We start from the raw sequence: 12,520 nt of genomic DNA, 5'->3' as shown, positions 1-12,520 counted from the left end.
TTAAAAAAGAAGGGATGATTCATTCATCCCTTCTTTATTTTTATTAAAAAGGGGAATCACGTGTCATCATTATTTTATATTTGGGATGCAAATGAGCATCATCCTGATGTGAAAATTACTACATTAGAACAAGCAGAATATTATGCAATTCATGCCCAAGTAACAGGTTTAACAGACAAGTTAAAAAACTGGTTATTGGCAGTTGAAAGTATTGTGGATCAGTCAGAACTAGCAGCTAACTTTGATGAAGAAATTATCAGTTCATTTACAAATGTAAAAGCTTATTTTGATTATTCCGAAAATGTATTTTGTATTGAACAAGGCCTGTTGGCTAAAAGTAAATATTTATATAAAGTTTTAGTTGAAACTTTACGCCAACATGACTTGGTTGCCTTTGATGTAAGGTCATATATATTTTTCAGTCGTGAAAAAATATTCCCTGATCAGCAAAGCGTTGAACAAATGTTAGATGCGGTAAAGCCTGTTACTAAAGAAGAACTTGAACAGTTTAAAGCAATACCTTCAACTAAAGAAAAATTGAGTATATTTGCAGATCACTGGATAGAGTTAAATAAAGCAGCTTTAGGTTTTACACGAAAGAGAAAAAGTAATCAATTTAATCAAATAACTAATTATTTTAGAGAGTTCGATGATCAAATTTATGAAGGGATAATAATATTAGGGACTAATAAAACTGATACTTTAGCTTATCGTCAAGTAAACTTAACAAGCTATATTCAAATTTCACCTGAAAAAGCAATACGGATATTACGGCAGCATTTAATTAATGATGACACCTTACAATATTTACCAAAACTTCATGGTACAACAGGTGAGCCAAGCCATTTTAGTGAACCTAGTCAATTAAAGCATGTTTTAGATCAAGTACATGATTTTTTAATCTACGATGCAAAGAAACATCAAGATATAGAAACATTAAATCAATGGCTGAACCATGGTGATGAAAAAGAATATATTACAGGTTTAGGGGCAATCTCTCGTTTAGTGTTGGCAAAATATGTGAATGATCCTTTATATGACCAATTGGTTCGCGAAGCTATACCTTATGTAAGTAGAAATAGGTATTTTAAAGATATGACGGTAGAGCAGTTTCATGAAAGATTGGAACAAGAAATTCAGAATATTTTAGAAAGTTAATATACTGTATGAGTATAAAAGGATATTCATGTCTTTTTATACTCATACATTTAAAGAAAGTTAGCACAAAGTTATAAATACATCTTACAGCGAATACCACTTGGAAATTTTACGCTATTACTTTTTATAGTTGCCCCTGTACTAAAAGTACCTGAGCTTGCATCAATGACTTGATCAACGTGGTCAAGTTGAATGGTAGTAGCAAACTTCTCAAACGGGCTTTCAGGCACAATTTTTACTTTTTGACCTTTTTTAATCTGATTAAAGTACTTTAAAGGCACAATTGCATTTATTTTAAATTGGTCAGTTTGAGCAATTTTTAAAATTGGGTTTTTACCCTCGGTTGGGCTGACTAAGCTACCTGCATGGATGTACTGTTGTATAACTACGCCATTAAAAGGACTATAAATTTTTCTACGGTTTAAATCAGCTTGGCTTTGTTTGTATTCATATTCTGCTTGCTTGATATTTTCTTGAGCTGATTGTAGCTCTGAGCGAGCTTGTTGTAGCTCACTATAAGCATCTTCATATGCTTGGCGGGAAACAAAATTTTCTGCTAATAATTGTTTCATACGTTGTACTTTACTTTCAGCATGCTCAATTTTAGATCTTGCTATGTTGGCTGAACCTTTAAGCTGGGTTTTATAGTAAGCAGATTGAGTTGCAGATTTTTCAACACTCGATTCGATTTGAGCGAGAACTTGTCCTTTTTTAATCGGACTTCCTGCTTTTACAGGAACATTTTGTAAGACCCCCGTAATTGGACTTCGTACTTCAACAATTTTAGCCGGTTGTATCATACAAGCGAAATTGATAGCTTCTGCATAAGTCGTACCCGATAAAAGAAGCGTAATAGGAACAATAAAAGAATATTTCATTTAATAAATTTTTCCTGCAAAGCCAATTTGAGAATTTAATTTTTTGTCATGTTTAAACATGGATATACGGTTTCGGTAAGCACGTTTCTGACATTTTTTTTGCATACGTTTTACCGCAAAAATTAAAAAAATATATTGCAAATAAATGAAGGGAATGAAGTTTATAAACTTTATAAGCCATGGGATATTTTGCTGCATTAACTGATCTTCACCAGAAATATAGGCAACACATGATCCTTGATCACCTTGACGACCAGCCCGACCATAAAGTTGTCGGTCAATTCGAGCTGATTCGTGAAACTCCGTCAAAATGACTTGTAGGCCACCGGCTTGTTTGGTTTCAGGACGCAATTTAATATCTGTACCACGCCCAGCCATATTGGTGGCTATTGTAATTTTTCCACTGTGTCCAGCTTCAGCAATAATTGAAGCTTCGTGCGCATCTTGGCGGGCATTTAATACAATATGTTCAATGCTGAGTCGGGTAAGTGCTTCCGAAATCGCTTCGGAGGCTTCAATGCTACGTGTGCCGACTAAAACTGAACGCTTGGTATCGGCAATTGCTTTAGCATGTTTAGCAATCGCCTGATATTTCTGTTCATTAGTTTTAAAGTATCGGTGTCTAAATTGTTTACGTTTGGACGGAATATTTGGAGGAATCTGACATACTTTTAAACGGTAGATCATCCACAGTTCCCGTGCAACTTCTAGCCCAGTTCCTGTTAAGCCTGATAAAAGTAAATATCTTCTAAAGAAACGTTGAAAGGTCATTCGGGCTAGAGTGTCTCGGCCTTTGGTGAGCTCAATATTTTCTTTAGCTTCGATGAGTTGATGTAATCCTTGTTCCCATGAGCGATCAGCCATAATTCGGCCTGTAGACTCATCCACAATCTGAATTTTATTATCCTGAATAATATAATGCTGGTCTTTATGATAAAGATATAAAGCAGTAAGTGCTTGTTTAACCAGTAGCATTTTCCATGCATGGTTATACCAGATTGGTCTGACATCCTGAGGTAAGGGAACCTGTTTTTCTGGAGAAATATTTTCTATTTCAACATGGTGTTCAGATTCAATTATCGTGAAATCGACATCTCGAATAAGCGCTCTTGCTTGGGCAATTGCCCAATGAATAACTGGTGCTTCAATAAGGCCTTCGGTTTCTTGCGAAATCACCATTGGTGTTTGGGCTTCATCAATAAACACGCTGTCAGCTTCATCTACAATACAAAAGTGTAGGGCTGGTACAATCATCGTATCATCAGCGATTTTTCCAGTTGCCAATGAACGTAAGTTTTCAATTTGTCTAGGTTGAGTACCTTTTCCAGAAATGTGGTCTTTTAAGTAATCAAAAACGATTTCATTTGCACTGACATAGCAAATTTGCTTTTGATAATTTTCCTTCCTTTCCGGAACTTCCATTTCACTATGAATTGCACCGCTGCTGAGTTGGAAAAACTCAAATAGGGGACGTAATTCTTCTTCATCACGTTGAGCCAAATAAGCATTTGTAGTTAAAACATGAACGAAATTACCAGTTGCAGCCATAATGGTTGCGGCTATACTTGCGACAAGTGTTTTTCCTTCACCTGTAGGCATTTCAGCTAGTCTACCTGTTAGTAATATATATGCCCCCATAAATTGAACAGGATGCGGATAGATATTAAAAACGCGAGAAATCGCTTCTCCAACATATGCAAATATTAAGGCGATAGACTGATTATGATTGGTCTCGCGTGATAATAATTGAACAGTATGCTGAAATTTCTGTATAAGTTGTGATTGGTCTAGCTCTTTTAAAGCATCTTTATGAACTGCTATTGCTTGTGCAAATTTATGAATATGCCTTCTAGAAATTTTCTTTGCGGGAATCCAGCCTAATAAGTTTGCAAAAAATATTTCAAGCTTATGTAGCTCTATATCTTTTTGTTCTACTCGCGCCACATTCGATAAATAAAAAGGGTGCAGTGACATATTTTTGATGGCCCGTAGATTAGACATAGAATTGCTCCAAAAATAATTGACGCAATTTTCTAGTCCACTGCCATGCAAGAGGCGAGTAGCCTAAATGATAACGAACATATGCAATATCACCGAAAACAGAAGAGTCTAATGGTTGTGACAGTTGAATATCTAAATCAAAATAATTCTGTAAAGCTGTTTTGCCTTCCTGATCATTAGGATCAACTGTAATATTTCCACCCGCTTGACTACCTAATGCTGAAGATAAAAGTTTCTTTTGTGTTTGCGGGGTACTTCTAATGATTTTCCCTGTATAAATCACATCAAAATGATTTTTAAAGCGGATTTCAATATTTTTTAAGCGGTTCTGAATTAAATCATAATCTTGCTGTAAAACCGCACTACGAACAATTTGTGCAGGTTGATTAATAACATAACCAATAATATCCCCACGTTTATAGTATCTTTGCTTGATCTCAGTAGCATCTTTAGCAAACCATTTTCCGGAAACTGTGCTCGTGACTTGAAGCTGTTCAATTTTATATTGGTACTGTTGAAGCTGCTGAACGGCACCTTGCTTTTGATATTCTAATTTGCGACGTTGAGCCAGATCATCCAAAGAGGCTTGTCTTAGCTTGTAATCTAACTCTTCAACTTGAAGTTTTTGTAACTCATATTTTTCAAGTAAATCGGGGTTAGAAAGTTGAAAAAGGATTTGGTTTTGTTGAATCTGGTTGTTCTTAAAATTAATGCTTTGGATATGCCCTGACTCATTCGCACGAATAATAGATTCTTCTGGCATCCATACAATAGCTTGCTGAGTACTGTAATATGGAAACGGGATAATAAAAAATATAAGAACAATTGCCGCAATAATAATCCATAAACGTTGAATGGCCTGTTCACGATATTTTGACAAGGTCGCTCCTTGATAAATATGTTTTATTCCTTTGTATAGAGGTAAAACAATAGTCATAAAACCAGAGATAGCAGCCAGTATCACACCAAAGAAAAAGTACTTTTGTGCTATAAACCAGACTAAACTGAACATGATAGTGATGCGGTAAATAGGAGACAGCAAACCGTAAATGAATAACCAAAATCTTTCATTTTCAGTTGCATAAGGTGGCTGTACTGTTTTTGCACCAAACAAATAATGGTCTGATAAATAAATCCAATATTTAGTCGCTCGACCTGCCAAATTGGGAATCTCGAGCAAGTCTGACAAAATGTAGTAACCGTCATAGCGCATGAGTGGGTTACCATTTACTAATACTGTAGAAATAGTGGCAATAAAAATGACGTTGTAAGCAAATGCGTGAATCAAGCCTTGTTCAGTCGATAGCCAGATATAAATTGCGATTGCGCCCAGTAAAAGCTCAGTGAGAATTCCTGCAGCCGATACCACAATCCTTTGCCATTTAGAAACAAAGTGGTAAGAAGAGGTCGCATCGACATAGGGAATGGGAATGAACATAATGAACATAAGTCCCATTTCTCTGACATTTCCATTCCAGGCTTTTATTGCTAAACCATGAGCAAATTCATGTATTAATTTAACAATTGGATATGTCAGCCAAAGAATAAAAAGGTTACTGGTTGATAACACTCGGTCCGATAAATTACTCGTTAAACTTTGCCAGTGCTCACTCAGCAATAAAAGTGCAGGAGTTACGACTAAAAACCAGAGTAAAAATCCCCATACACTAAAAATGGAACGCGCTAATTTACTTAATTGACCAAAAAAAGCATCGGGATAAAGCAGAGGTATTTTTAAACTAATTGGGTTTAAAAATGATTGCTTTAATTTATTAAATTTTTGTTTTTTATAACGCTTAAATAGTTCTTCAGAGTCAAAAGACACTTCAGTTTGTAATAAGTCATTGTTATAAAGCTGAGTGAGTAATTGTACTAACTCATTTTGACTAATTGCTCGGTAGTGTTGGTCGAGATTGACATTTTGTTTTTCAATATATTCAGCCGCTTTATCCCATATTTGTTCAACATTAGTTTTGCCATCTAAAAGAGTAATCACATACCATGTTTCGGGGTTAACTCTAACGAAACGTTGTGACATCGGTTCAAATAATAAAAACCAAGCACGGCCTCGTAAAATACGTGGTAAAACCTCAACATTCTGTCGCAACTGAGGTTTTAAATGACGTACAAGATGCCAGTGTTCTGAAAACAAACTTTGCATGACTTTACCAATTTGACCAGATCTTTAATTTCATCCAGTTAATGAAATCTCGTGACCAGCGAAAGAGTAGATTGGTTTTACCCACTGTAATTTTCCCAACACCTTGCATACCGGGGGTTAGGGCAGGCGGAGAACCTATCCATGCAGCTTCAACTTTAAAGCCATTTATATTGTTTTGAACTGAAGCAACCGGAGTAATACGGGTAATACGAATTGGAAAAGTTTGATCTGGTAAACCTGTTAGCTTTAAAACGCCGTTCTGGTTTTTTTGAATGAAGTGAATGTCTTTGTCAGCAACATGCAAAATGACTTTATAGGCATCTTGTGATGCGATCTGGAATAATTCTTTACCATCTTCAACAGGTGTTCCAATTTGTTGAACCCAGTCGCCGTCAATAACGGTTCCAGTAATTGGTGCAGTTACTTTAGTTTGATTAATCTTTCTTTGAATGGTCTGGATTTTTGCCTCTTGTTGCCTAATCTGATTGGCAGCTAAACCACTATCTGTCAGATTCTGATCTGCCATAGCCACACGGAACTGATGTTGTGCCTGATCAAGTAAACTTTGTTGTTCAGCAATTTGTATTTTTAGATCAGTATTATCGAGTTGGATTAAGGCTTGATCTTTCTTAACTTTATCTCCAGGGCGGACAAAGACTGTTTGTATAAAACCTTGAGTTGGTGCAGAAATAATCCAGCGAGTTTTCCCTTCAACATTTAGGTTAGCAGTGACTAACTTATCAACCGGAATTAAAGTAATACACAGTAAAAATACAACAATAAGGCCTGTAATAATTTTCCAAGCATAGTGACCTTCAGTGCTGTATTTTTTTAATATATTTTTTCCAGACTTGAAGCTATGTTGAAGAAGGCTTTGTTCGGATTGATACCAATGTTGTAAAAGCGGATGAATTAAATCGATATTGCTTTTTAAGTATAAGCTTAACGCATTATGTACTTCACATTGTTCAAAATCACGGTCTTTCGCCACTAAAATAGCCTGAATTTTTCCATGATGAAAAATAGGATAGGCGAACCACTGATATTCTTTGAGGTCATGCTGTAAAAATAATGCTTGTAATGCGATTTCATTGAGTTTTTGCATTTCTGCTGCTCCTTTTTCTGTCCATGACAGTTCAGAGGAGACAACCCATTTCACTTTATGAGCATCTTTAACTAAGAAATAATTTAATTGAATATCCTGATATTGCGCAAACTGTTTACGAATTTGAGTCGTGGTTTGATTGACCCATTCTTGTGCCGCAATTTGGAACTGTGTTTGATTAATGACATGTGCAAAAATTTCAAGAAGTTGTTCTGCTTGAATCGCATGTTGAAGCTTTTGACTTTGTTGCTCGTAAAATAACCACCCCATGCTGGTTCGTATAAGTTCCAGCGTCGTTTCATGAATAGGTGGTGTGATGGATAACCCAAGATACGAGGATGAGCTAGAATTTATCAGTAAATAGCCAATAAGATAACCTTGTTCACTTTTTTGAATAGCAACAGGTTTATCTAGTGTTAACTGTTGTTTGATTACATTCCATAACTCATTAATTTGAGAGTCTTCAAAAGCATGACTACCAAAATCTGTTAAATTTTCATAACAAACAGCCAATACATTAATATTCAGACGTTTAAGGTTAAGTAACCAGTGCTGAATAGTATCTGGTAAATTTTGTAAATTATTATCTGTCATAACGAGAACTTAATTGGGAAGAGGTTGAATAAAAAATATGGTCTATATCAATGATTTGCTGTTCAGTTAAAATACCTGTCGTAATTTTCAGTTTGATATAGTTTTGCCAAGCCTCATACCAAGCACTTAAACGTTCTTGTTTGTTTTCAAAATATTTTGCTTGTGCTTCCAAGACCTCAGCATTTACTCGCATTCCTACTTCATAGGCACGCTTATTGGCAATCCATGCTTTTTGAGATGAATCTTCGGCATCTTTCATGCCGTTTGCTTTATTAATTGCAGATAAAGTGCTGTAAAAGGCATCGAGCATCTGTGCTTTTTGTTTTTGAGTTGAGAGTTGTAGTTCATATCTACTTTTTTCTAAACTTGCTCTTTTCTCCTTAATTTTATAAGACGTTTCAGTGTTATACATTGGAATATTTAATTCAAAGCCATATAAGTAATCTAGGCCATTTTGTTTACTAGTAAACGCAGAATCTTGTGAGTCCAGATTTCTAGTTAATTTCGCAGAAAAATTTAAAACAGGATATCTTTCTGCTTCAGATTGTTTAATCTCACCTTTAGCTACATCTAGATTGAGTTCTGATAACTTAATTTGATTATTCTTTTCTAGTAGTAACTGATTGTAGTGTGCCTGATCGGTATATGAGAGAGGAGGGAGTTTTTCTAAAGATGTTTTATTTTCAACAAAACTGATGGTATCAGTTCCTATAAACTCGGCTAATATACTTTTTTCTTTCGCTATTTCAAAACGCATACTATTTTCTTGACTTTGCAGGGTAGATAGCTTTGCTTCTGCTTCTCTTAAATCAGTAATAGATACCATTCCCTGATTAAAATTTGCAGTTGCCATTTTCTTTTGTTCAAGAACTAAAATTTGCTGTTGTTGAATAAGGTTAAGCTTAGAGTTGAGATTTAAAATTTTAAAATACTGCTCCACAATATTTTGTAAGAGTTCATTGTAGTTTGCTTGTAGTTGCTCTAAAGCAATTTTCTCTCCAATTTTATTTGTTTTAATTGCTTCATCTTGAGATTTGTTATAAACGGGAATAGAAAACTGAACCGCATAATTTCTTGAACGATAATCGGTTTCTTCGTGGGCTGGTTGTTTATTAAATCCCTTTTTCTCTTGAGCTGTAAAATTGATTTTTGGATCTTTACTGGCAAGTGCTTGGTTTGTTTTTTGTTTAGCAATTTCACTTTGAGTATAGGCCAATGGTAAATGCGGGGAATATAATTTTGCTTTATTAAATAATGTATATAAATCATCTGCTTGAGCAGAGTTTATTGCTAAAAGAGAGAGTGCCCCAGCAAATGTGTTTTGTAAAAATAAAGTGGTGAATTTGTTCATCATGTAAAAAATTGTATGTTTTTGTAATTTTCTCATAAAAATAATAAACTTGGTAGAGGAATTGGAAATTGTTTTATTAAAATTATTTGAATTATCTTAGTGTTGAAATAATTAAATTAAAAAGGAAAAATGAGTAATTAAAAATCTATTTAAGTTTTAATAAAATGAGTTATTGTTCTTATATTAAAATTGAATTTAAAATGAAAGGATAAGTCCTATTTTTATCTTGGAAATGTTGATTGGTTAACATTTTTAAATTTAAGATTTTTAATTTAAGTTAATAAATTTTGATTTTTAAATAATAGAAATCACATAATTTTTAGTCTGAAATAGATCAAAAGATAACAAACTAGATTTAACAAGAAATTAGAAATCTATTGATAGAAAAATTGTGAGACCTAATTTTTAAACCAAAACCTTAAATTATATTGCCTATAAAACTTTTTTAAGTAAATTGGTTGCATGAGCAAGAAAGGTTTTGCACTTTATTTCAAAGTACTATTTGTAGAGTAGAGGTTGTAATGGAGATAGAATGCCTGCTTTATAAACCCAATTTAACAATAACCTACTCATTGTTTAGCCTTACTTTTTTAATGATCTAATTTAAAACAAATGTCATTTTGTGTGCTTGACGCCAATAAACTTGGGCACTATTCTTTGCCTGCTGGCCACATTGCCAGTCGGTTTTAGCAGACCGTGATGAAAGATCGCATCAGAGTTATTCCGTCTGAGGAATACTCTTATGTGTAAACTCCTAGTCTCCTCCCGTAGCGGTAGGACGGGAGAGGGACACCTTCGGGTGTGCTGGTTATATCTTTCACCAGTCTGCTAACCCTTTCTCGTTCTGCCACCATAATTTTAATGTCGGCAGAACTCCCAATAAAAAAGGAGTTGGCTTTGCACATCCATTATTTCTTGGCAGCCTTTGCCAAAAGCTATAACGACACAGCTTAAAAATTTACAGCAGCTTGAACTCTATAAGGTTTTCAGGCTTTAAGTCATTTTTACTTAAAACTTAGCAACAAAAAACTTGAGATGTGCCATGCACTGTCTTAAGGCTTTGCTGTGCCTTTTTTTCTCCCAAAAGGGCACAGTTTTTTTCATTTAGAAACAACAAGAATTTTATAACGGTAAAACTATGCGAAATTTAGAAACCTCTTCCAAAAAACTACATGTCGTTCAAACCACCATACAACTCATTACGATACATGGGTTTCATCATGTAGGTGTGGACCTGATTGTTAAAGAAACCCAAATTGCAAAAGGTACGCTTTACAACTATTTCCACTCTAAAGAACGCTTAATCGAAATGTGTATTGCCTTTCAAAAGAGCCTGCTCAAAGAAAAAGTGCTCTCTATTATTTATTCAAACCATTACCGAACACCAATCGATAAACTCAAAGAAATAGTGGTTTTCCATGCCAATTTAAACAGTCTGTATAACTTTTTACTTAAAGCTATTTTTGAAATAAAACTGCTTTACCCGCAGGCATATCGCATGGCAGTTGAATATCGAAAGTGGCTGCTCCATGAAATTTTTGATTTGATTTTTAATGAAGAAATTCGCGAGCCAAAATTCGATGCTCACATGGTGGTAAACCTAATAGATGGTTTGCTGCTACAAGTTTTAAGCTCAAATAGTTTGGAAGAAAGAGATGCTGTGATGGAGCAGTTTTTTAAAACATCTGTCTGAATTTTAAAATAATGTAAGTAATAGCATGTATGGTCTGCTTGATTTTTGCCAGATAAGCAGACCAAAGGCCGCTTGCAATAAGCTGACGTGATGAATTGGAGAAAATTACAATTTCACTTAATATATTGTTTATATTACAAAAAAATATTTTTTTGACTTTATGGGAGTAATATTGCTATTTTTAATTACGCCAATCGTAAATAAATTACGAATAACGTAATTAAAATGGATTAATTTAAAGCATGTCATGGAGAAGGGAATACCATGAAAGAAGTTGCATTAAGTGATTTGATCAATCAGCAAAAAGTTGGACGTTATCAAAAATTTATTCTGATCACCTGTTTGTTACTCATGATTATGGATGGCTATGACATTCAGTCTATGGCTTACGCAGCCCCAATGATTATAGAAGACTGGGGTGTTCAAAAAACCATGTTAGGGGTGGTATTTAGTGCAAGCTTATTTGGTTTGTTTGTCGGATCATTTTTATTAAGTTCACTTTCTGATCGTTTTGGTCGCCGTCCGATACTACTGATTTCGACCTTTATGTTCTCGGTACTAATGCTGTTAACACCACATGTCGGCAATATTGAGCAATTGACCGTAATCCGCTTTGTTACAGGAATTTTTTTAGGCGGCATCATGCCAAATGTGATGGCTTATAGCTCCGAAATTGTTCCACACAAATCTCGTATTTTTACCATGATGGTCATTTCTTGTGGCTATACAGTCGGCGCAATGTTGGGGGGCGGTATATCCGCCTTACTCGTTCCTTGGGGCGGTTGGCAGTCGATTTTTTATTTTGGCGGTATTATCCCTTTAATTATTTTCTTTATTACATACTTTAAGATGCCAGAATCTTTATATTTTCTGAGTGAAGATAACAAAAACACGCCTAAAATTTTATTTTGGTTAAAGAAATTTTATCCTGCATTAACATTCAATTCACAAATAAAAATCATTAATAACACTGAAGTCGAGGTTAAAAAGTCGCCGCTTGAATTGTTTAAAAATCAGCGCGCATTTTTTACCTATTCTATCTGGATCATCAGTATTTTAAATATGATCAGTCTCTATTTTCTGGCGAATTGGCTACCCACCTTAGCCAAAGAGTCAGGTCTTTCATTAAATCAGGCATTAATGATTGGTTCCACTTTACAGTTAGGCGGGACGATTGGTAGTGTTGTGATGGGACTTAAAATTGATAAGACAGGATTCTATAAAGTACTCATTCCTGTTTTTATCGTTGCCGTGATGAGTGTTGCTCTAATTGGCTATGCTGTTAGCCATATTGCTTTACTATTTATAATTATTTTTATAGCTGGCTTCGCAATTGTTGGTGGGCAGCCTGCTATTAATGCACTGTCTGCAAGCTATTATCCAGTTTCACTTCGTACTACAGGAGTAGGTTGGAGTATTGGAATTGCTCGTTTAGGGTCGGTTATTGGCCCGCTATTTGGTGGGTATCTCTCTCAATTTTTGGTCATTACCCATTTATTTGTGATTGCTGCAATACCTTCGCTATTTGTCATTATCATGCTGAGTGTTCAGGCTAAATACCGATCATAACAATGTCTTC

The 12,520-nt window shown here is 34.9% G+C and carries 8 protein-coding genes; 3 read left to right on the top strand and 5 right to left on the bottom strand.

The window, feature by feature from the left end:
- Nucleotides 1-60: 60 nt before the first annotated feature.
- Nucleotides 61-1,158: a hypothetical protein gene (locus ACLCEG_RS04195; protein WP_410566118.1), complete on the top strand. Its 1,098-nt coding sequence runs from the start codon at nucleotides 61-63 to the stop codon at nucleotides 1,156-1,158.
- A gap of 71 nt (nucleotides 1,159-1,229) precedes the next feature.
- Here the strand turns inward: ACLCEG_RS04195 and ACLCEG_RS04190 are convergent, their stop codons facing one another.
- Genes ACLCEG_RS04190 through ACLCEG_RS04170 form a run of 5 tightly spaced genes read right to left on the bottom strand, consistent with a single transcriptional unit; the run spans nucleotide 1,230 to nucleotide 9,284 of the window.
- A complete protein-coding gene (locus ACLCEG_RS04190; protein ID WP_077162519.1) occupies nucleotides 1,230-2,036 on the bottom strand; it encodes an efflux RND transporter periplasmic adaptor subunit in 807 nt (268 codons plus the stop codon).
- Nucleotides 2,037-4,037 carry a hypothetical protein gene (locus ACLCEG_RS04185; RefSeq protein ID WP_410566115.1) on the bottom strand — a complete coding sequence of 667 codons (2,001 nt, stop codon included), beginning with the start codon at nucleotides 4,035-4,037 and terminating at the stop codon, nucleotides 2,037-2,039.
- Complete coding sequence (locus ACLCEG_RS04180; RefSeq protein ID WP_410566112.1) at nucleotides 4,030-6,198, bottom strand: site-2 protease family protein; 2,169 nt, start codon at nucleotides 6,196-6,198, stop codon at nucleotides 4,030-4,032. The genes ACLCEG_RS04185 and ACLCEG_RS04180 overlap by 8 nt, the downstream gene beginning before the upstream one ends.
- A gap of 4 nt (nucleotides 6,199-6,202) precedes the next feature.
- On the bottom strand, nucleotides 6,203-7,897 hold the full coding sequence (locus tag ACLCEG_RS04175; protein WP_410566109.1) for an efflux RND transporter periplasmic adaptor subunit: 1,695 nt from the start codon (nucleotides 7,895-7,897) through the stop codon (nucleotides 6,203-6,205).
- Complete coding sequence (locus tag ACLCEG_RS04170) at nucleotides 7,887-9,284, bottom strand: TolC family protein (RefSeq protein WP_410566106.1); 1,398 nt, start codon at nucleotides 9,282-9,284, stop codon at nucleotides 7,887-7,889. The genes ACLCEG_RS04175 and ACLCEG_RS04170 overlap by 11 nt, the downstream gene beginning before the upstream one ends.
- A 1,102-nt stretch (nucleotides 9,285-10,386) precedes the next feature.
- Between ACLCEG_RS04170 and ACLCEG_RS04165 the strand changes: the two genes are divergently transcribed.
- Nucleotides 10,387-10,941, top strand: a complete 555-nt coding sequence (locus ACLCEG_RS04165; RefSeq protein WP_410566103.1) for a TetR/AcrR family transcriptional regulator — start codon at nucleotides 10,387-10,389, stop codon at nucleotides 10,939-10,941.
- 264 nt (nucleotides 10,942-11,205) lie between these two features.
- The gene (locus ACLCEG_RS04160) at nucleotides 11,206-12,510 is read left to right on the top strand and encodes an MFS transporter (protein WP_410566100.1); all 1,305 of its coding nucleotides are present in this window, start codon (nucleotides 11,206-11,208) and stop codon (nucleotides 12,508-12,510) included.
- Nucleotides 12,511-12,520: the final 10 nt, after the last annotated feature.

The sequence above is a fragment of the Acinetobacter sp. H1(2024) genome (assembly GCF_046557555.1).
Classification (GTDB): Bacteria; Pseudomonadota; Gammaproteobacteria; order Pseudomonadales; family Moraxellaceae; genus Acinetobacter; species Acinetobacter seifertii.
The sequence above is the reverse complement of the archived record's forward strand: the minus strand, read 5'-3'. Positions and strand labels throughout refer to the sequence as shown.